Source organism: Paenibacillus sp. MCAF9, assembly GCF_052114265.1.
GTDB lineage: Bacteria > Bacillota > Bacilli > Paenibacillales > Paenibacillaceae > Pristimantibacillus.
Genome location: NZ_JBFREL010000002.1, coordinates 181,605 through 201,564 on the forward strand (window position 1 = coordinate 181,605; position 19,960 = coordinate 201,564).

Sequence of the window (19,960 nt, forward strand, 5' to 3'; positions counted from 1 at the left end):
TTTAGGTATAAAAGCATTGACCAACAATAGCAGTGATGCACAAAACATAAAAAGCTGAGCAGCGATTACTCGCATGCTCAGCTTTTTTGTCATTTTAATTAAAGTACGGCCTGCTTAAAATGCAGCAACAATCGCGCCTTTGTAGGTCTCATCAATAAATTTTTTCACTTCAGGTGAACGAAGCGCTGCAGCGAGTTTCTGTATCGCTTCGGAATCCTTATTGTCTGGACGCGCAACAAGAATATTCACATAAGGTGAGTCAATTCCTTCAATGAACAGTGCATCTTCTGTAGGAACTAGATCGGCCTCCAGCGCGTAATTCGTGTTGATCATAGCAAGGTCAACCTCACCTAAGACACGCGGCAATGTCGCTGCTTCTACTTCTCTAATATCAAGCTTCTTCGGGTTAGCGACAATGTCTGATACAGTTCCGCTAACGCCTACGCCATCCTTCAGAGTAATCAGTCCATTTGAAGCCATAAGGGCAAGTGCACGTCCGCCATTCGATGGATCATTCGGAATTACCACTTTTGCGCCATCCTTCAGCTCATCGATTTTTTTAATCTTTTTCGAATAAGCGCCAAACGGCTCAATATGAACAGCAGCTACATTTACAAGATCATAACCTTTGTCTTTGTTGAACTGATCCAAATAAGGTGTATGCTGAAAAAAGTTAGCATCAATATTTTTTTCATAAAGCTGTGTATTCGGTTGGATGTAGTCATTGAACTCGATAATTTCCAGGTCCACGCCCTGCTCCTTGAGCATTGGCTTTACAAATTCAAGCAGCTTCGCATGTGGAACAGGAGAAGCGCCAACCTTCAGCTTAACCGCTCCAGGCGTTTCTGTTCCTTGATTAACATTTGATCCTGCTGAGTTGCCATCGGTATTTTTGTTTTGTCCGCAAGCCGCTAATGCAAACATCAGCATTAAAGTTACGATCATATAGCTTGTCTTTTTCATGTTCATTCCTCCATAGTTGTCAATTCATTCTGAGCTGCATCATGCTTCTACTTATTTATTTTCTGCTGTAACGACGCACTAAGGAATCCCCGATCGTTTGCAGCACCTGTACGAGCACGATAAGAAGCGCGACGGTTACTAGCATCACATCAGTTTGGAAACGTTGATATCCGTAGCGAAGTGCCAAGTCACCAAGTCCACCGCCGCCGATTACACCCGACATCGCTGTATAAGAGACGAGTGTTACTGCCGTTATTGTAACCGCAGCTAGCAAACTTGGACTAGATTCACGGAGCAGTACGCGGCGTACGATATCCCACTTTGATGCACCCATTGCCTGAGCCGCTTCAATAACGCCGCGATCTACCTCACGCAGCGACGTTTCCACCAGCCTTGCAAAGAAAGGCGTTGCTGCTACGACAAGCGGCGGAATAGAGCCCTCTACGCCTAGCGTCGTACCCGTAATGATTTTTGTAAGCGGCATGATCAATATCATCAATATAACGAACGGAACCGAGCGCAGTACGTTGACGATAAATGAAAGGATGCCATACACAATAGGCTGCTGCAGAAGCTGCCGTTTTGAAGTTAGAAACAGGACGACGCCCATAATAAGTCCAAAAATTATTGTAAATACGAGCGAGGCTGTCAACATATAGAGCGTATCCTTCGTAGCATCCCAAATTTCAGGAATACGTACGTTTTCGAAGCTCATCATATCGCATCTACCTCCAGCCCATCATTGCGTAAAACATCAATCACTTGATCAATTTCCCCGGCGCTTCCGATCAATTCCACAATAAGCTGGCCATAAGGCGTGTGCTTCATGCGCGAAACGGTTCCTTGCAAAATCGCAAATTGAACAGACGTTGGCTTCACCGCATTATACAAAATCGGCTCGTAAGTCAATTCGCCAATATAAGTCATGCGAAGCAGACGCCCTGAGCGGCCTCGCAGCAATTGTCCCGTCACGGCGCTGTCCGATGCTTGATCAACAAAATCGCGGGTAACCGGATGCTCCGGCTTTAGAAATACATGCAGCACATCGCCCATTTCGACGATTTCGCCATCATCAATAACAGCGACACGATCACATATCGAACGTATAACGTTCATTTCATGCGTAATAAGTAAAATTGTAATTCCTAGCTTCTCATTAATGTCGAGCAGCAATGATAATATCGAATTCGTTGTCTGCGGATCTAATGCCGATGTCGCTTCATCGCAGAGCAATACATCCGGATTGTTTGCGAGCGCTCTCGCGATACCAACACGCTGCTTCTGGCCTCCCGAAAGCTGAGAAGGATATTTATCTGCATGCCCTTCAAGCGAAACGAGCTTCAGCAGCTCATCCACACGCTTATTCACCTCTGCCTTTGAAAGCTTGGCGAGAACAAGCGGGAATGCAATATTATCTCGTACCGTAGACATCGATAGCAGGTTGAAATGTTGAAAAATCATTCCGATACGCCTGCGATGCGCTTGTAGCTGTCTCTCTGGCAAGCCGGTAAGCTCCACATCCCCAACATTTACCGTTCCCGATGTTGGTTTTTCCAGCAAATTGACGCAGCGCAGCAGCGTGCTCTTCCCCGCGCCTGAATGACCGATAATTCCAAATATTTCACCTTTACTTACCGTCAAGCTAACGCCACGAACCGCTTCTACTGAAATCGACCCTACTCGATACGATTTTCTGATGTTGTTTAGCCTGATCAAATCTATAACCCCCTATCTAACAAGCAAGTCCATATTTTATAAATGTGGCAGCATACTGTCAATGTCAAAATTATCTATTTCACTGCGCTTCATCATTTAGCAGCTATATAATCATTTGAGAAAGCTTTCTCTATTGTTTCCCCGCTCCATTTTTTTACTCTTGCAATACACCTAAGGGTTCAACGCTTCATCTCACCGACAGCACATAACATCCCAAACCCATTTGGCTAACGAACTGTATCATGCCTATTATGCAGAAAAATGCTTCTTTGAAGCTTTAACGAATCGGTTCGTAAGCTATTTGTCCGATGAGTGGAGTGCATTACTGATTGCGATTAGCTCAGAGACTCACTCTCCCTAAGATACATCAGCAAAACAAAAATAGGGCTGTCGCAAAAAGCAGATTCACTCTGTTTTTGCGACAACCCTAGCTAAAGCCATTATTTCAAAGTTACAAGCTGGTCTCTTTCCACATCAAACTTTCCGATTAGCTTTTGTGGATTTTCTTTAAATTTCATAACAGCCATCGTTTTTTCTGTCTTTTGCAGCGATGACCAGGATGAGTCCTCCAGTACAACAAATGCATCGACATAAGCTCGGCCGCTCCCAATAATCAAATTCCCTTCATATTTGACCGAAATGGGATTCCCATTTCCATTAATCTTGTCTGACTCTTTTTTGGCAAACAATAAGCCTTCCCCACTTGGAACAGTCGACAAAGATTTAACCTTTTTTGTTTTACCGTCAGCTTCCACTTCGGTAAGCAGTTCTCTTTTCAATAAGCCTTGAATCGTGGATTGCGACAAATACATTATTTTTTGTCCATCAGCAATTTCGATTTTTAACTCGTACACTTCTTTTGTTTCTAGTTGCTCGGCATGTTTGGTTAATACATCATCGATCTGCTGTTTCTCTCCGGACACAATGACACCCTTAGCCTGCGGAAATATCTTTTCTACGATGCTGTCCTTGCCAACATATCCCGCGATTAGGATGACAGCGACAAGCGACAGCATTGCAATTAACAACTTTTTCATTTTCATTCCCCCGTATATTTTGTGTGTATTCGATATTCTGCGATCAACTGAGTTCAAGCTATTTTAACAATTTTTTGACGCCTCCTTCACAAGTCCGTTTTCTATTTCCTATCGTATAAAAAATAGCGATTGCCAACCATCGATTAGGGTGACAATTCAGGTGACAAATTTGTAAGAGTCCAAAACAAAAAAACAGGACGGAGCAGCTACTTCCTGCTCCGTCCTGTTTTCAATTATTTAGCAGCAGCCGGCTGCATTTGCTTTACGGCATCCAGTACCTGCTCTGCATGCCCCTTCACCCTTACTTTACGCCATTCCTGCACGAGCCTGCCTGCTGCATCGATGAGAAAAGTCGATCGGACAAGACCCATGTACTCTCTGCCATAAAGCTTCTTTAATTGCCATACTCCATACAGCTCGCACACCTCATGCTCCACATCAGCTAACAACAAAAAAGGTAGCTCCTTCTTTTCAATAAAACGCTGATGAGACTTTACCGTATCTAGGCTAATCCCCAAAATAACAGTATTTCGTTTCAACATTTCTGTGTTTGCATCTCGAAAATCACATGATTCCTGTATGCAAGCCGTCGTCATATCCTTTGGATAAAAGTAAAGGACAACATTTTTCCCGCGATAATCGCTAAGTGAAACATCTTCTCCATTTGACGCCGGCAATACAAACTCCGGTGCCATATCTCCCACTTGAAGCTGTGTCATGATTAGTCCCCCATCATTTTTGCTGCACACCTATTCAATTAAAACCAAGCCGTTTAAGAGCCGGCTCCTCGGTATCGCTTCACGCCATGGTTCCATAACAACAGTCCAAGAGTGAAAACGATAATTCCCATGACCGGAGTTAAGAGCGCGAGCTGTGAGAGATCATCCGCCTTCTTCTCAAGAAAATAAGAAGCTGGGATGACGCCTACAAAAGCAAACGGCAGCAGCCATGTTAATACGAAGCGGATCATTTTGTTATAGATATTAACCGGGTAACGTCCGTAATTTTGAATGTTGTACATCAACGGCACAATTCCAGTCGGTGCATCCGAATAAAAGGAAATGGCACTAAGTGCCGTGTAGAGCCCTGCATAAATCAGCACTGCGCCTAAAATTAAGAGCATCATCACAAATAGATCGAGAATCTCGAAAGGCAAACCGAGCTGTGTCCAGCATAGCACCATAATAATAGCCCCAACGAAGGAACCGATTAAAGAAGGAGGATCTACATTTTCGAGCAGCACCTGATATAGGCTGTGTGCTGGTCGTGTTAGAACACGATCCATCTCGCCCTTCACAATATAACGCTCGCTGAAATTCCATATGCTGAAGAAGGTGCTGAACACGCCATATGGGATCATGAAGAAGCCATATACGAAAACGACCTCTGCCTCAGACCAGCCGCCAAGCGACGGCGTATGTTGGAACACGATCAGAATAAAGATGAGGTTCATCCCTTGGAACAATAAATCGGAAAGTACCTCGATCCAAAAGTCAGCACGATAAGTAAGACGCGTCTTCGCGTAGTTTTTAATGTATTCCAAAAATAATGATGCGTATCTCATATTTATTATCCCCCTTGCACGAACAACCGCTTGCGAGCGGCGCGCCACGTTAACCAGATTGGCACCAGCAGCCCAACAAACCAAAGCACTTGAATGCCAAACACCTGCAATATTTGATCGCTAGGCGTCCGCCCCGTGAAGACGGAGCTTGGCAAATACGTAATGGCTTGGAATGGCAGCCACTGCATAATAGCTGACAGCCAGCCTGGGAAAAACGCTATCGGCACAACTACGCCAGAAAACAAATCGACCATAACACGTTTCATTCGCATCATGCCTTCGTTATTTTCAACGAAAAAAGCGAATAGGCCGGTCAAAATATTAATTTGCGAGTTGATAAGAAAGCTAAAGAACAGCATGACTAAATAAATTAGCCAGGTCATCGGATCTGTCGGTAATTTAACGGGAAATAAGAAACAAACGATAATCATCCCCGGCACCATGAAGAGCAGCATTCGGAACAAGCCTTCTCCAAAACCTTGCATCATTTTTACGACTAAATAGGAATAAGGTCTAATAAGCTGTACTGCTACGCTACCGTCCCTTATTTCATTCGCTATCTCGCGGTCCAGGTTATTGAAGTAAAAAGCACGAGCCATCCAAGATACCGCAACGTAGGTTGTCATTTGGGTCACCGTGAAACCGGCCAGCGTCTCCTTGTCCCCATAAATCGCCTGCCATAGAAAGTAATAAGCGCCGATATTAATCGCATAAATAATGATACCGCTATAATAATTAACGCGGTACGCAAGCATCATGATAAACCGTATTCGAATAAAGTCGATATAAGCGCTCATCATGATTGAACCGTCTCCTTGGATGTTGCCGCAGAGCCAGAGGAATAAATGCTTCGAACGATGTCATCGGTGTTTGTTTCGATAATTTTAATGTCGCGAATTTCAACGCCGCCTACAACACATGCCAATGCATCCGAGACATTAACGGCATGCGGGAGCCACATTTTTGCGCTCACTTCATTCTCCATCGTCCATGTTACATCGAGTGCGCTCGTCAACTGCTGCAGCTTGGCAAGCGCAGTATGCCCTGCAAATTGGAACTGAATTTCGCGTCCTTTGCTCCAACGGCTCTTCAGATCCTCGAGTCCGCCATCATAGATAATGCGGCCATCATCAAGCATAATGACGCGAGAACAAAGCGCTTCAATATCCTGGAGATCATGAGTCGTCAGCAAAATAGTCGTACCCTGCTCCTTATTCATTTGCATCAGGAAATCACGAATTTCTGTCTTCACGACGATATCCAGACCAATTGTAGGCTCATCGAGAAAAAGAATGGATGGATTGTGAAGGAGCGAAGCAACAAGCTCGCAGCGCATCCGCTGCCCAAGGCTTAGCTTGCGTACAGGACGATTTAATAAGTCGCCAAGCTGCAGCCGCTCAACAAGCTCGTCAAGACGTTTGCGGAAATCCGCCTCCGAAACCCGGTATACTTTGCGCAGTAATTGGAACGATTCAATAACGCCTATATCCCACCACAGCTGAGACCGCTGTCCGAATACAACACCAATGCCATTAACAAACTTCTCTCTATCCTTAAAAGGCACGTAGCCATTTACTTTGAGCTCGCCTGCGGTCGGTACCAAAATACCGGTCAACATTTTGATGGTTGTCGATTTTCCGGCTCCATTCTCGCCAATATACCCGCAAATTTCACCCTGCGGGATTTGAAATGAAATATCCTTTACCGCCGTTACCTCGTTGTACTCACGTTTAAACAAGTCCTTGAGGGCGCCGGATAGGCCTTCTCGGTTTTTTTGCACGCTGAATTGTTTGCGTAAATCCTTTACATCGATTGCTAACATCTGGTTGTTATAGCCCCTTCCACTTCGACATTTCCTAGGAAATAGCGATCTTTATTTACTTAAAACGATAAAACTTGCTTCTGCATGTCGTTCAGCTTTATAATTTTATGATATGTAATCATACATTAGTTCACGCCTAGCGTAAACGACTGTCTTTGCCTTGTGCAGCGAAGCTTTTGTTTGCTGATGAAATATAAGCTGTTAATAAGGCTCATACTTATGCGTTCTTATATTTCTAACGTATACTGCTCTGCTAACTTCTTTTTTGGGAGCGGATCATTCGCTATGCCATCTTTGCTCATGCTTACATTGAAATCTACCCTCATTGTTTCAAAACGATTCCGCAATATCTGAAAGGAGCACGTCTAACGAAATGCCTAAAGAGACGAATAAAGAGACGACTGAAGAATCGAAAAATGAGACTGCTAAAATGGCGAAGAAAAAAAGATGGAAAAGGATTTATATCAGCCTCTCTGTCATTCTTGGTGTGGTAGCAGCGTTTGTTATTTATTGGAGCGTAGGTGTTTACAGTGCGCTTGATAAGTTCAGTGATCCAGAGCCAACAAAGGCTCCTATCGAGGATGCTGAAGCAACGCCAGTACCTATTCCTGAATGGGAAGGCAAAGAGCGCGTTAATATATTGCTGCTCGGCGGTGACGCTCGCGGGCTAGACGAGGGGCAAGCGGCTCGTTCAGACTCCATATTGGTTGCATCCTTTGATCCTGTGACCAAGAAAGCACATCTATTCTCCGTTCTTCGCGACACTTACGTCAGCATAGAAGGACATGGGAAAGGCCGTATTAATACAGCACTTACTTTAGGAGAATATCCGCTCGCTATGAAAACGGTTGGAGACCTGCTTGGTCTCGACATTCAATATTATGTTTATACCGACTTTGAAGGTTTTAAAAGCCTGATTGACGCAATGGGCGGCATTTACTTCGATGTCGAAAAAGATATGCATTACACCGATAACGCCGACGGCAATCGCTACGATATTGATCTCAAAAAAGGCTACCAGCTGCTTGACGGCGATAAAGCCCTGCAATACGTTCGTTTCCGCCACGATGCGATGAGCGATTTCACAAGAACAGAGCGTCAGAGAAATTTCCTACAGGCGGTGTCCAAAGAGCTTCAATCGACATGGAACATTATCCAAATGAAAAAAATTCTTGAAAGCGTTCAGCCTTATGTGAAAACAAACATTAGTGTGCCGGATATGCTGAAGCTCGGTCAGCTGGGCGTCAAAAGCCATGTGGCCAGCACAACGCAAATACCGCCGATGGATCTCATCGCGGAGGATCGGGTTGGCGGCGCGTCTGTTATTGGAATTAGAGATGAAGATGAGCTGCGCTCCTTCGTACAAACGACGCTGCAAGAAGACAACACCGTTCCAGAACCTACTGCTTCGCCAAGCAGTACACCAAGCGGCAGCGACAGTAGCAATAAACAGCAGTAAACATACGTACACGCAACGGCGCTTCAAGTTGCGTGTATTTTGTTTCTAGGTGCGCCGCGGCCGCACATCATACGACACTCTTTCTCAACTTGTTTAAATTGACTTACAACTATGAATCCCATTGGAGGCTGCTTTCCATGACAACTCTACGACCAAATTCCGAAAAACTATATGAAGAAGCGCTGCAGCATATTGTTGGCGGCGTCAACAGTCCTTCCCGCAGTTACAAAGCGGTAGGCGGCGGCGCACCCGTATTTATGAAACGTGGCGAGGGCGCTTATTTCTGGGATGTCGATGATAACCGCTATATCGACTATTTAGCTGCTTATGGCCCTATTATTACTGGACATGCTCACCCGCATATTACAGAAGCTATCGTTCGTGCAGCTCAGAACGGTACGCTATACGGCACACCAACGGAGCTGGAAATTAAGCTTGCTCGTATGCTGAAAGAAGCCATCCCATCTCTCGACAAGGTGCGGTTCGTCAATTCCGGTACAGAGGCCGTCATGACGACCATTCGTGTCGCTCGCGCCTACACAAAGAAATCCAAAATCATTAAATTCGCTGGCTGCTATCACGGCCATTCAGACCTTGTGCTCGTCGCAGCAGGCTCTGGTCCATCTACTCTGGGCATTCCAGACAGTGCAGGCGTCCCTGCAAGCATCGCTATTGAAGTCATCACCGTGCCATTTAATGATCTGCCTGCGCTGAAAGCTGCACTCGATCGCTGGGGGCACGAGACTGCCGCTGTTATGGTTGAGCCGATTGTCGGCAACTTCGGTATGGTTATGCCGCATGAAGGCTTCCTAGAGGGGCTTTGCAAGCTCACTCGCGAAGCTGGAGCGCTAGTTATATACGACGAGGTCATCAGCGCCTTCCGCTTCCATTACGGAGCAGCGCAGACCTATGTTGCGTTCCCTGATCACCAAGCCATCGAGCCGGATTTAACCGCATTAGGCAAAATCATCGGCGGCGGCCTTCCAATCGGTGCATACGGCGGACGCCGTGAAATTATGGAGCAGGTTGCCCCTCTCGGCCCTGCTTATCAAGCAGGTACGATGGCCGGCAATCCTGCCTCGATCTCAGCAGGCATAGCGTGCTTGGAGCTGCTCCAAGAGCCTGGCATTTACGATAGAATGAACGCACTGGCTACGAAGCTTGCAACAGGATTGCACGCCGCTGCCAAGCAGCATGGCATCCCGCTCACAATTAACCAAATTCGCGGCTCCTTCTCCGCTCATTTCTGCGATCATCCGATTACGAATTATGATGAAGCGCAGGATACGGACGGCGAGCTGTTCGGCAGATTTTTCAAGCTCATGCTGGATCAAGGCATCAATCTTGCACCATCCAAATATGAGGCTTGGTTCTTTACGACAGCCCATACCGAGGCGGACATTGATGAAACGATTAAAGCCATTAATTATGCTTTCACTAACCTGTAATATATAAGCTTCGCAGTGTAGTTATGTTATAATGCAAAAAAGCTCAGGAGCTGAAATAGGCTCCTGAGCTTTTTTTATTTCACCTGCTTTACTATAAGCAATCGATCATCCGATGGTGACGGGTTACCGCGCCCATCGGTATTATTCGTGATGACATAAATACGTCCGTCCTTTATCTTTACGTCACGAAGTCTTCCTTCACCTTCGAATACCGTTTCCATGTTTTTGGATGCAGGGTCATAGCGATAAAGCGCCTCGCCTACTAAAGCAGCAATCCATATTCGATTGTTCTCATCGATTGTCGCGCCAGAGGGCGCAATCGCATCTTCGCCGGTATGATAAATAGGCGTTATCATCCCTTCCTGCGCAGCGCTCCCATAAATCGCAGGCCAGCCGTAATTGCCGCCCGCTGCAATTTTATTAATCTCATCATGTCCGCCAGGATCTCCCGAAGGGCCATGCTCTGTATTAAACAGCACACCTTCACTATTCCAAACAAGCCCTTGAGGATTGCGGTGTCCATAGGAATACACATAGGAGCCGGAAAACGGATTGTCCGCTGGCACCTTGCCATCTAACGTCATTCGCAAGATTTTTCCTGCAAGGCTGTTACGGTCCTGTGCCAGCTCCGGCTGCTGTGCATCTCCTGTTGTTACATAAAGCAGCTTGTCGGGCCCAATCGCCAGCCGTCCGCCATCGTGATTCGCAGCTCCAGGAATACCCTCGAGCAGTGCCCTGACCTCATCCCATTGCCCGCCATTTTGTTTAATAAGCACGACTCTGTTCATCACACGACCATTTTCTTCGTACGTATGATACGCGTAGGCCTCTCGAGACTGAGCGAAATCCGGAGCAAGCAAGAAACCTAAAAATCCGCCTTCTCCGCGGTCATGTACACTTTTGAGCAAATGAACCGCTTGACGTGTCGTCGCATCGCCATCCACCTTCACAATATTTCCTTCGCGCTCGCTTATATAAACAATGTCCTCGTCAAAAGCAATGACCCAAGGCGCTCGAAGCTCCTTCGCAAGTACCGTGTAAGCTTCGTCTTGCTCTTCTTGCTCTGACGGCTCAGTGCTTTCATCAATTGCCATCGTGTTCTCAGGCTTATCCGTCGCTTCATTTACTTTTGTATTTGTTGACGACGTTTCATTCGGCTCGCATGCAACCAGCATGCCTAAACATAATGTTGTCATCATCATCGCAGCAATTCGTTTTTTCACTGTCACCATCGCTCACTCCTCCTGGCTTATCTCCAGTACTTCCATGCTATTTCATTCGACAAAACACATTGTAAATCCTTGCAAATTTACGTATTTGTATTACACCATTGCATTGTGGATTCACGTTGTCTATAATGGACATTGTGGATCCATAATGATTAAGTACAAGTATTAAAGGAGGGTGAGTGTACCTTATGCAATATTCAAAAAGTATCGGTTATGCACTTCATGCTTTAATTCACTTAGCCCATGCTGAGCGCGGCCAGAACATAGGTATTAAAGATTTATCTTCTTCTCTCGGAGTTTCAGAGAGCTACTTATCCAAGATTATGTCCAAGCTGCGGCAGGACGGCATCGTACGTGCTGTGACGGGTGCAAGCGGCGGCTACGAGCTTGCTAGAGCTGCAGATCAAATTACATTTTTTGATGTCATTCAAGTTATTGAGGGACGACAGCCTTTATATGAGTGCTTTAATATTGACGATCAGCATCATCATTTATTTTTTGAAGCTGAAGATTTAGAGCCTGAGTCCACTGACCATTCAGAAAATAAGGGATGTCTTGTAAAAAAAGTGATGATTGGCGCTGAACGTCATATGCAGCAGTACCTTCAGCAGCATACGATCCAGTGGGTGGTAGACTCTGCTGCCTTCAATCCATTAACACAAACCGTGAAATAAACAAATCTCACTACTCTTTCTGCGAAAAATATAAAATTAGCCATTCGAGAGAGGATGTTTAACATGGAACAAATGATCGATGCAGCAATTATTGGCGGGGGACCTGCAGGCTTGAGTGCTGCACTTGTACTAGGCAGAGCAAGAAAAAGCGTAGTTGTTATTGATGAAGGGCGTCCGCGCAACCGAGTTACTCGCGAAACTCACGCTTTTCTTACCAGAGACGGCATTAGTCCAGGCGAGTTTCGACGAGTCGCAAAGGAGCAGATTAGCGCATATCCTACGGTTCGTTTTGTAGAGGATGCTGCAGTGTCGATCACTGGAACCGATGGCCATTTTCAAATTACGACTGCACAAGGACAAATCTATCATAGCAAAAAGCTGCTATTTGCAGCAGGAATGAAAGACCTCCCTCTCGATATTAATGGACTGTCTGAAGTATATGGCAAAAGCGCCTTCGTCTGCCCTTATTGTGATGGCTGGGAATTAAGAGACCAACCGCTTGTCTTGATTGTCAAAGGCGATAGAGCGCTGCACTCTGCCAAAATGCTGTCGGGTTGGACAAGCCAAATTACCATTTGCACCGATGGTCCTGATGAATGGACCGATGAGCAGCGTGAGGAGCTTAAGCTGCATAACGTTCCTACCTTCAATTCACCTATCCTGCGTATTGAATCTAGCGATGGCATGGTGAAGCAAATTGTGCTGGCGGACGGTACTATTGTTCCGTGTACAGGAATTTTCTTTGCACCAAAGCTTGCTGCAGGCTCAGACTTGCCGCAAACATTAGGCTGCAAGGTCACTGAAGCAGGGACTGTTGTTGTTGATATGTTTGGGAAAACAAACATTCCAGGAATCTATGGCGCTGGCGATGCAGCGACGGAGATGTATCAAGCCATTACGGCGGCTTCGATGGGATCCTTGGCTGCTGTGGGCATTAACAGCGAGCTGCTTGCAGAGGCTTGGAATAGCCGAGTTTAATTTCATAAATAAAAGCAGCCTCGGCTATTTATAAGCCTGGCTGCTTTTTTGGTGTTTGTGTACACACTGTCTATTGCGTTTATTCGCTTGCTTTCGCCTCGGCAAGCGCCGAGATAAGCTCCTGCTGAATGTGGCCATTTGACGCTACGATATTTCTCGTTCCCAAATCGTAAGGCTTGCCAACTGTACTCGTCACAATACCGCCCGATTCCTGAACGAGCAGCGAGCCGGCAGCCAGATCCCAGCTATTCAGTCCAATCTCCCAAAACCCGCTCAAGCGTCCTGCCGCCACATAGGCCATATGCATCGCAGCAGAGCCTGCTATACGGAGATTGCGAACCTGCGGGGCAACTGCTTGTATGCCTTTCAAATTTAGAGGCAGCGCATAATGATGGTCGGCCGGAAGACCTGTTGCAACCAAGCTGCCGCGCAGCGTATCCTCCTTGGATACCTGCATCCGTTTTCCGTGCACGTATGCTCCCTTGCCTTTTTCGGCTACAAACAATTCATCCTTCATCGGGTCATAGACCACGCCGACGATCACCTCACCGTTATGCGCCAAGGCAATGGATACACAGAAAAAAGGAAATCCGTGAACAAAGTTCGTTGTGCCATCAATAGGATCAACAATCCATAAATATTCAGCGTCACGGATGTTCTCCAGCGCGCGCGTTGACGCTTCCGGCCCAGGCTCTACGCCTTCCTCTCCCAAAAACGAATGATGGGGAAAATGAGTCATCACTAGATTTTTTATTAATCGCTCGGAACCTTTATCAATTTCCGTAACAAGATCATGCGAGGAATACTTTATATCAAGGCTTGCAAAGTTGCCAAGCTTCGTCTTAATCCATTCTCCTGCTTTCGACGCACAATTAATTGCGACAGCCGTAAAGCTTTTACCGCCAACGACGGAAGTACTGTTCTGATCATTCACGATCCATCACTCTTCCCTCTATGTAAATTCACGAACATTTCTATCCATGTTAAGGTCTACTACGTTTGATGCTTTTACCAAGTTTCGCATGATTACTCCAACCATATCAAAATGAACGCAAGCCTTCAATGATTAATTGACCAGCAAGCAGAAGAAGCGTCACTCTAAGCAGCCAAAGTAAACCCTTGCCGCTCATTTTCACAGCAATTGCCGCACCCAGCTTTCCGCCGATCCAAGCTCCAGGCACTAATGCAAGCACGAGCAGCCAATCTGTTTCACCAAGATAAACGTGCATGCCGCTCCCTAGAATGGATGATAAAAAAATAACGAACATTGACGTTGCAGTCGCCATATGAGGCGGAAAACGAAATAACAGCACCATAAGGGGGACAAACAGCGACCCGCCTCCGATTCCAAATAAGCCAGACATGAGACCTACGCCAAAACCAATACCGAGTGCAGGAATAATACCATAGCTGTACGTATGCACCTCGCCTGATGCATCGGTCATCGTTCGAACGATTGGCCACTGCTTCGTAAACGGTTTCATGTAGTCACGAGCAATTAATAATGATGCCATCAGCAGCATGAAAATACCAAAAACAAGCTGGAATACGCCTTCAGGCAGCTTTCCTGTAAGCGCTGAGCCAATCATTGCTGCAGGCCCGCTGGTCACAAAAAATATCCAGCCGCTGCGGAAATCAACGATTTTGCGTTTGGCATAGCTCATTGTAGATGCAAGTGCCGTCACGACTAATACCGTTAATGATATGCCAACTGCTGTTGCATGTCCAATCGCTTCTCCCGTTAATGTGGGACCAATGAGCATTAAGACAGGAACGATAATGATACCGCCGCCAAGTCCTACAATACTGCCAAACATCGCTGCAACAACGCCAAGTAGTACAAGAAGTATCCATTCCATGCGAATTCACCTTTTCAGTTACATAATGATGCATCTATTTGGAAGCGCCCGCTATATAATAACACCGTCAAGGCAAGCCCTGACGGTGTTATTTTGCTGCTAATCAGCAGTAATTTCTACGCGGCCGCCATCCAACACCTTGATGCCTTCAGCGCTTGCTTCCAGTTCCTTTAAGTCTTCTATCAGCTTCATCAAAGCCTCATCCTTGCTTTTGGCTTCAAGCATGCAATCCAAATATTCGGTATTTCTAGCCGCATGACGCAAAAACTGAACAAGCGGCTCCGCTTCTACATAATCTGCATGACCACGCGGGTCAGATAAGCTTTTTGGACTGGAAGCGTGAATTTTGGGAGGGAGCTGGCTTGTACTAGCAAGGCCCAGCCTCTCTCGCTCTTTGTCCCATGTTCGAACAATACGAGGCCATAAATGCTCATATAATTCGTCATCTGAGATGTCTCCTGCATTAACGGCATGATGGTGAATGTCGAGCACCATCGGAACCTCAACTTGCTCAGCCGCCTCTAGCGTTTCCCTGACATTGAACGTTTTATCATCATTTTCAAGCGTAATCCGATGTTTAAAGCGAGGCGACAAGGAGCTGAACTGGCGAACAAAACGTTCACCAGCTACAACCTTGTCGCCGTATGCTCCACCGATATGTATATTGCATTTTGTCGCTTCATCAAGCCCCATTGCCTCAAGCATAAGAATATGATTGAGCAAATCCAGCTCTGATTTCGCGAGCACCTCCGGTCTAGGCGTGCTGAACACGCAAAAATGATCCGGATGAAAGGATACTCTTATTCCGTGCTTCTGCACGAACTCGCCAACTTCCTGAAATGCTGGCGCTAGCGCTTCAAATGGATTCCAGTCCAATAAGTCCTCATGAGTAGCAAGGGGTATAAGCTTTGACGAAAAGCGATACATTTGAATGTCACTGGCTTTGCAATGCTTCAAAATCCGCAGCGTACTGCGCAAATTTTCCTCTGCTATTCTTTCCAGCTTCCGAATCCCTGCCTCGCGGTCGTTTAGCTTCGAGAAGTTCGCAAACGTCATCGTTCTTGAAGGCGATGCATTCTCAACCTGCAAGCTCATTGCGACAAAACCTAATCTGACAATCATCGATTAGGCCCTCTCTCCAAAAAACATTTCAAAAGCAAGCGCCGTTTGAACTTTTGATTCTTCCTCAGTCAATTTTCTCACGAGCTCCATCTCCACTTGTGTCACTTCTTCGCCTTGAAAATTAATTTCTGCGATAGAAGCTAAAATGCGGACAATCGCAATCGCTTCATTGGCTGGTGTATAAGCAATCACCTTTTGGCCAGTTGGAAATACGCGAAAGCCGCTCTTGACCATTTTGCCCCGACCATACTCCAACAATTCATAGAGCTCTTGTTCGGACTTAAATTTGCACACAGAATTAAACTCAGTTGCAAAACCCATATTGTTTCCCTCCTTTCAGTGAAATTTCTACCGTGCCTTCAAAGGGCCTTTATTACCAAACCTTTAAAGGCTTTTTTCAAAAATTTATAACATTAATATCAACATATCAAACCTTTAAACCTTTAATGTCAAACCCTTAAAACATTAATATCAAACCTTAAAAAAATTAATATCAAACCCTTAAAAAAATTAATATCAAACCCTTAAAAAAATTAATATCAAACCCTTAAACCCTTTTCAAGCTTTTCGAACCCACCCAAACCCTCCCTTCCAAGGGAGGGCCCCGAGGGTTGCACCCTCTGGACACCCGCAACTGAACTAACCTAGAAGTTACACTGCGCGTGCTTTCTACTTTTGCGGGGGATCGCTTTCGTCCCTGCGGGACACGCTTTACTTTTGGTGCGTTTAAAGAATAAACCTTTAACCCTTTTAAACTTTTTTAACCTTTAGGCTATTCAATCTTAACGAACAATGCAAGCCTTTCGAACTTTCCGAGCTTCCCAAGCTTTTCGAACCCACCCAAACCCTCCCTTCCAAGGGAGGGCCCCAAGGGTTGCACCCTCTGGACACCCGCAACTGAACTAACCTAAAAGTTACACTGCGCGCGCTTTCCACTTTTGCGGGGGATCGCTTTCGTCCCTGCGGGACACGCTTTACTTTTGGTGCGTTTAAAGAATTTAATGAACAACTTGTCCATTTTAAGAAGGAAAAAAGATCTTTTACCTGTTTACCTTGGATGCAAAGATAAGGTTACAAGCACCCCAAAGTAAATAATAAAAGAAATTTTTCCCTATATCTTTTTTCATATGTGTACAGACAGTTATAGAAAGTTAAGAAAGTTATAGAAATTATAACAAGTTAGAGATCGTTAGAAATGCATCTTACGATTGTAATGCTTCACCTGTAAAATCTATCCGTTGCTTCTCCGCGTGGCGGGAAAGAGCTAAGGAAATTAAGGTGTCTAATAATTCTTTATATGGAATGCCGGTTTCTTTCCACATAAGTGGATACATACTGATCGGTGTGAAACCTGGCAATGTGTTGACTTCGTTGATAAAAAGCTGATTGTCGCTTTTGCGAAGGAAAAAATCTACGCGTGATAATCCTGAGCCATCAATGGATTGAAATGCACGAACGGCCATTTCGCGAACGGATTCTGTAAGCTCAGGCGACAAATGAGCCGGAATCTGCATAGTCGATTTTCCATCGATGTATTTGGCTTTGTAGTCGTAAAATTCGTTAGAAGGCGCAATCTCGCCAGGTAAGGATGCTTTGGCATCATCATTGCCAAGCACGCTTACTTCGATCTCGCGGGCATCCACGAACTCTTCAACAATAACCTTGCGGTCAAAACGGAACGCATAGTTGATAGCATTAATAAGCTCTTCACGATTTTTCGCTTTGGATACGCCTACACTAGAACCTAGGTTGGCTGGCTTAATAAAGCATGGATAGCCGAGTGAAACCTCGCATTCCATGATGAAGAAAGATGCGTCTCTTTCCCACTGTGTACGGTTGAAGTACCGGAAAACGCATTGCGGCAAGCCTTCTTGCGCAAATACTTTTTTCATTAGAATCTTGTCCATCCCAACGGCAGAAGCGAGAACACCCGCTCCGACGTAAGGAATGTTCGCCATTTCGAACAGCCCTTGAATGGTACCATCTTCACCAAATGTTCCGTGCAGCAAAGGAAAAATCACATCAATGCGCGGCTCATCGCCAGTAGTTTTTGAGCTTCTATTCAAGCCTTGAAATAATGGAGCAAGAGCAAAGCCATTTTCCTCAGCCTCGTCTGTTGTGTTGCGTAGATCTTCTACACTGCTTGGTCGGTTATGCAAAACGGCTCCCGTTTTCCATTCGCCTTGCTTCGTAATATAAAAAGGCTTGATTTCATATTTGCTGTAGTCAAATTCACCCATTACAGCGTAAGCCGTTTGCAAAGAGACCTCATGCTCTCCCGATTTCCCCCCGTAAACTAAACCTACTCTAACCTTGCTCCCCATGGCATATCCTCCGGTACAATAATTTATAATAGATCTGCAATATGAAAAAAACGATATTTCGTTTGTTCCGTCCATGCATAGGAATCACGATAATCCCAATAACGATGCCTGCTGGAAACGGTATTCGCATTCACTAGCGGCATACCGAACGAGTCAAAAGCAGTTACGATTGTGCTGTGCTGAAAACGATGATCACCATTCCAGTCATACGTAATGACATCCCCAAGCTGCAGCTCATCCGCAGATTGCACGACCTCTGCACGCAAGCCTGAGGTCTTTGAACCAGTTAAATAGTTGGTTATCGCGTTCGATACCGCCCAGCTGTAGCTCCACCATTCACTGCCCTTATTTCGGCCCTTATACCACCAGCCCGTTTCTCTCTTACCAGTATAGTTCATCGGAGCATTGCCTGCAAAGATGCACTGGGACACGTAATTGGTACAATTCACCTCAAATAGCTCATACGCTGGGTTCCCCTCATTCCACCAACGATCCGCATACGCAGCAACCAAATCTCTCCTGTAACGAATACCAGATGGTCTGTGTTTGAATTGCTGTAATAGGTCATAATTTAAGTATGGTGTTGATGGCGAAGATTGTTCGCCAAATAGCTCCGAGTAATCATCGACGGTCATCCAATTGTCTACTGCTGTGCCATAACGCGGTCTTCTTTCCGATATAATTGGCTCAACACGAAGAACATTCCATGAGTGACCAGCGAGCCCTAACCAAAGACGCTCAAATTCAGATCTCTCTTCCATGTAAAAACGCCCAGACTGCTCCATTCTTCTTTTGATGTGGAGACGAATCAACACGGAGACCTCGCTTGATGATTCGTTGACGCGTATGAGCTCTGCTTTTGTTTCGCTTCCTGCTGGAAGCGCGCCTCTAAGCAAATCGCGTTCACGAAGGCGCTCAAGCCTGAATCTTAGGCGATCGCAATGGTCGCGATCCGTAACGTAATCGGTCAGCACAGCCGCATGCTGATTCGCTTCGGCTTGATTGTACAAGCTAATATAGCGATGAACAGCAGCTTTCCAACCTTGCAGTTTTCCTTGCTGAACGTGCGGATCGTAATCAGAGGAACGAAGCAGCGAGTTTAACTTTGACGTTTGTTGTTTTACTGGCTTTTCTTCCTGATTTGCTCTTTTTTGATTTTGCAGTGCTTGATCGCCGAATTCAGCATTTCGCTCCGCTTGCAACCCGGAAGGCGACGGCTGCTTCTGGATGGCATGCGTTACAACTTTCTGCTGCGACTTGCGCTGAGAAGCTGATGGTTTGGATGATGTTTGGTTATGCTTTTGGCCCTGAGTTCCTGGCCCCCGGTTGCCTGTTCGCGGCATAGCAATCCCTCCTTGACCTTATCGTGAGTGCAAGCGTAAACGGCTGCAGCATCTCTTTTGATGAGGCAAACTCGATTGGCGTTGAAATATAAACTTTTGGGATAGGAATCCAACTTAAACGAACTTTCATTTCAATTGTAAAAGGCTGCCGCTTCTCCCTTAATGCTTCATGGCCGCCGTTTCACGATGAAATATAAGTTTTGAGATTAACCTTCTCCTTAGCAATCTTATATTTCAAGCCTATGCTGCTACAGCTTGCCTTTATGGCATGAGAACGTCATCAAGTATTTCGGGCTAAACTTGTCGCTGATTAACTGCTTCATTATATGAGGCACTCTGCCATTTCATGTAACATTCATTGAGGATCATTTTCAATGCCATTTCCAAGCGCATAAAGACATAATTGGACTTTACGGAAGGAC

19 protein-coding genes are annotated in these 19,960 nt (G+C 45.7%); 4 read left to right on the forward strand and 15 right to left on the reverse strand.

The features are described 5' to 3' along the window. Positions 1-114: 114 nt before the first annotated feature. The 8 genes from AB4Z45_RS03715 to AB4Z45_RS03750 all read right to left on the reverse strand — a co-directional run bounded on the left by AB4Z45_RS03715 (position 115) and on the right by AB4Z45_RS03750 (position 7,102). Entirely contained in the window at positions 115-963 is an 849-nt protein-coding gene (locus tag AB4Z45_RS03715; RefSeq protein WP_441907970.1) for a MetQ/NlpA family ABC transporter substrate-binding protein, read from the reverse strand. A gap of 55 nt (positions 964-1,018) precedes the next feature. Beyond that, complete coding sequence (locus AB4Z45_RS03720; RefSeq protein ID WP_076271133.1) at positions 1,019-1,681, reverse strand: methionine ABC transporter permease; 663 nt, start codon at positions 1,679-1,681, stop codon at positions 1,019-1,021. Next, positions 1,678-2,679 carry a methionine ABC transporter ATP-binding protein gene (locus tag AB4Z45_RS03725; protein WP_441907971.1) on the reverse strand — a complete coding sequence of 334 codons (1,002 nt, stop codon included), beginning with the start codon at positions 2,677-2,679 and terminating at the stop codon, positions 1,678-1,680. The genes AB4Z45_RS03720 and AB4Z45_RS03725 overlap by 4 nt, the downstream gene beginning before the upstream one ends. Positions 2,680-3,119: 440 nt before the next feature. Beyond that, positions 3,120-3,716, reverse strand: a complete 597-nt coding sequence (locus AB4Z45_RS03730; RefSeq protein ID WP_441907972.1) for a lipoprotein BA_5634 family protein — start codon at positions 3,714-3,716, stop codon at positions 3,120-3,122. Positions 3,717-3,949: 233 nt separating this feature from the next. Then, a complete protein-coding gene (gene bcp, locus AB4Z45_RS03735; RefSeq protein WP_441907973.1) occupies positions 3,950-4,435 on the reverse strand; it encodes a thioredoxin-dependent thiol peroxidase in 486 nt (161 codons plus the stop codon). A 53-nt stretch (positions 4,436-4,488) separates the two neighbouring features. Further along, positions 4,489-5,280, reverse strand: coding sequence for an ABC transporter permease (locus AB4Z45_RS03740; protein ID WP_441907974.1), 792 nt, complete (start codon positions 5,278-5,280; stop codon positions 4,489-4,491). A 5-nt stretch (positions 5,281-5,285) separates the two neighbouring features. Continuing rightward, positions 5,286-6,080, reverse strand: a complete 795-nt coding sequence (locus tag AB4Z45_RS03745) for an ABC transporter permease (RefSeq protein WP_076271138.1) — start codon at positions 6,078-6,080, stop codon at positions 5,286-5,288. Next, positions 6,077-7,102, reverse strand: coding sequence for an ABC transporter ATP-binding protein (locus AB4Z45_RS03750; protein WP_441907975.1), 1,026 nt, complete (start codon positions 7,100-7,102; stop codon positions 6,077-6,079). The genes AB4Z45_RS03745 and AB4Z45_RS03750 overlap by 4 nt, the downstream gene beginning before the upstream one ends. A 373-nt stretch (positions 7,103-7,475) precedes the next feature. Between AB4Z45_RS03750 and AB4Z45_RS03755 the strand changes: the two genes are divergently transcribed. Continuing rightward, positions 7,476-8,561 carry an LCP family protein gene (locus AB4Z45_RS03755; protein WP_372239033.1) on the forward strand — a complete coding sequence of 362 codons (1,086 nt, stop codon included), beginning with the start codon at positions 7,476-7,478 and terminating at the stop codon, positions 8,559-8,561. A gap of 137 nt (positions 8,562-8,698) precedes the next feature. After that, positions 8,699-10,009, forward strand: a complete 1,311-nt coding sequence (locus tag AB4Z45_RS03760; RefSeq protein WP_441907976.1) for a glutamate-1-semialdehyde 2,1-aminomutase — start codon at positions 8,699-8,701, stop codon at positions 10,007-10,009. Between the two features lie 74 nt (positions 10,010-10,083). Here AB4Z45_RS03760 and AB4Z45_RS03765 read toward each other — a convergent pair whose 3' ends face one another. Continuing rightward, entirely contained in the window at positions 10,084-11,241 is a 1,158-nt protein-coding gene (locus AB4Z45_RS03765; protein WP_441907977.1) for a PQQ-dependent sugar dehydrogenase, read from the reverse strand. Positions 11,242-11,426: 185 nt separating this feature from the next. On the opposite strand from AB4Z45_RS03765, the gene AB4Z45_RS03770 reads away from it, so the two are divergent. Both AB4Z45_RS03770 and AB4Z45_RS03775 read left to right on the forward strand, forming a co-directional pair. Further along, on the forward strand, positions 11,427-11,912 hold the full coding sequence (locus AB4Z45_RS03770; protein ID WP_441907978.1) for an RrF2 family transcriptional regulator: 486 nt from the start codon (positions 11,427-11,429) through the stop codon (positions 11,910-11,912). 63 nt (positions 11,913-11,975) lie between these two features. After that, positions 11,976-12,890 (forward strand): NAD(P)/FAD-dependent oxidoreductase, encoded by a 915-nt coding sequence (locus AB4Z45_RS03775; RefSeq protein ID WP_441907979.1) that lies wholly within the window; start codon positions 11,976-11,978, stop codon positions 12,888-12,890. A gap of 79 nt (positions 12,891-12,969) precedes the next feature. Here AB4Z45_RS03775 and AB4Z45_RS03780 read toward each other — a convergent pair whose 3' ends face one another. The 6 genes from AB4Z45_RS03780 to AB4Z45_RS03805 form a co-directional block, all read right to left on the reverse strand. After that, positions 12,970-13,824, reverse strand: a complete 855-nt coding sequence (locus tag AB4Z45_RS03780; RefSeq protein ID WP_441885136.1) for an inositol monophosphatase family protein — start codon at positions 13,822-13,824, stop codon at positions 12,970-12,972. Between the two features lie 106 nt (positions 13,825-13,930). Continuing rightward, on the reverse strand, positions 13,931-14,749 hold the full coding sequence (locus tag AB4Z45_RS03785) for a sulfite exporter TauE/SafE family protein (protein ID WP_441907980.1): 819 nt from the start codon (positions 14,747-14,749) through the stop codon (positions 13,931-13,933). A 99-nt stretch (positions 14,750-14,848) separates the two neighbouring features. Further along, the gene (gene uvsE, locus AB4Z45_RS03790) at positions 14,849-15,871 is read right to left on the reverse strand and encodes a UV DNA damage repair endonuclease UvsE (protein WP_441907981.1); all 1,023 of its coding nucleotides are present in this window, start codon (positions 15,869-15,871) and stop codon (positions 14,849-14,851) included. A gap of 3 nt (positions 15,872-15,874) precedes the next feature. After that, positions 15,875-16,192, reverse strand: coding sequence for a hypothetical protein (locus tag AB4Z45_RS03795; RefSeq protein ID WP_054026471.1), 318 nt, complete (start codon positions 16,190-16,192; stop codon positions 15,875-15,877). Between the two features lie 881 nt (positions 16,193-17,073). Next, on the reverse strand, positions 17,074-18,195 hold the full coding sequence (locus AB4Z45_RS03800; protein ID WP_441907982.1) for a D-alanine--D-alanine ligase: 1,122 nt from the start codon (positions 18,193-18,195) through the stop codon (positions 17,074-17,076). 23 nt (positions 18,196-18,218) lie between these two features. Then, complete coding sequence (locus AB4Z45_RS03805) at positions 18,219-19,538, reverse strand: amidase domain-containing protein (RefSeq protein WP_441907983.1); 1,320 nt, start codon at positions 19,536-19,538, stop codon at positions 18,219-18,221. Positions 19,539-19,960: the final 422 nt, after the last annotated feature.

Excerpts from the sequence above, each read along its gene's own strand:
- AB4Z45_RS03715 (WP_441907970.1), bottom strand. The coding sequence starts at position 963 with ATGAAAAAGACAAGCTATATGATCGTAACTTTAATGCTGATGTTTGCA.
- AB4Z45_RS03720 (WP_076271133.1), bottom strand. The coding sequence starts at position 1,681 with ATGATGAGCTTCGAAAACGTACGTATTCCTGAAATTTGGGATGCTACG.
- AB4Z45_RS03730 (WP_441907972.1), bottom strand. The coding sequence starts at position 3,716 with ATGAAAAAGTTGTTAATTGCAATGCTGTCGCTTGTCGCTGTCATCCTA.
- bcp (WP_441907973.1), bottom strand. The coding sequence starts at position 4,435 with ATGACACAGCTTCAAGTGGGAGATATGGCACCGGAGTTTGTATTGCCG.
- AB4Z45_RS03740 (WP_441907974.1), bottom strand. The coding sequence starts at position 5,280 with ATGAGATACGCATCATTATTTTTGGAATACATTAAAAACTACGCGAAG.
- AB4Z45_RS03745 (WP_076271138.1), bottom strand. The coding sequence starts at position 6,080 with ATGATGAGCGCTTATATCGACTTTATTCGAATACGGTTTATCATGATG.
- AB4Z45_RS03750 (WP_441907975.1), bottom strand. The coding sequence starts at position 7,102 with ATGTTAGCAATCGATGTAAAGGATTTACGCAAACAATTCAGCGTGCAA.
- AB4Z45_RS03755 (WP_372239033.1), top strand. The coding sequence starts at position 7,476 with ATGCCTAAAGAGACGAATAAAGAGACGACTGAAGAATCGAAAAATGAG.
- AB4Z45_RS03760 (WP_441907976.1), top strand. The coding sequence starts at position 8,699 with ATGACAACTCTACGACCAAATTCCGAAAAACTATATGAAGAAGCGCTG.
- AB4Z45_RS03765 (WP_441907977.1), bottom strand. The coding sequence starts at position 11,241 with ATGGTGACAGTGAAAAAACGAATTGCTGCGATGATGATGACAACATTA.
- AB4Z45_RS03770 (WP_441907978.1), top strand. The coding sequence starts at position 11,427 with ATGCAATATTCAAAAAGTATCGGTTATGCACTTCATGCTTTAATTCAC.
- AB4Z45_RS03775 (WP_441907979.1), top strand. The coding sequence starts at position 11,976 with ATGGAACAAATGATCGATGCAGCAATTATTGGCGGGGGACCTGCAGGC.
- AB4Z45_RS03785 (WP_441907980.1), bottom strand. The coding sequence starts at position 14,749 with ATGGAATGGATACTTCTTGTACTACTTGGCGTTGTTGCAGCGATGTTT.
- uvsE (WP_441907981.1), bottom strand. The coding sequence starts at position 15,871 with ATGATTGTCAGATTAGGTTTTGTCGCAATGAGCTTGCAGGTTGAGAAT.
- AB4Z45_RS03795 (WP_054026471.1), bottom strand. The coding sequence starts at position 16,192 with ATGGGTTTTGCAACTGAGTTTAATTCTGTGTGCAAATTTAAGTCCGAA.
- AB4Z45_RS03800 (WP_441907982.1), bottom strand. The coding sequence starts at position 18,195 with ATGGGGAGCAAGGTTAGAGTAGGTTTAGTTTACGGGGGGAAATCGGGA.
- AB4Z45_RS03805 (WP_441907983.1), bottom strand. The coding sequence starts at position 19,538 with ATGCCGCGAACAGGCAACCGGGGGCCAGGAACTCAGGGCCAAAAGCAT.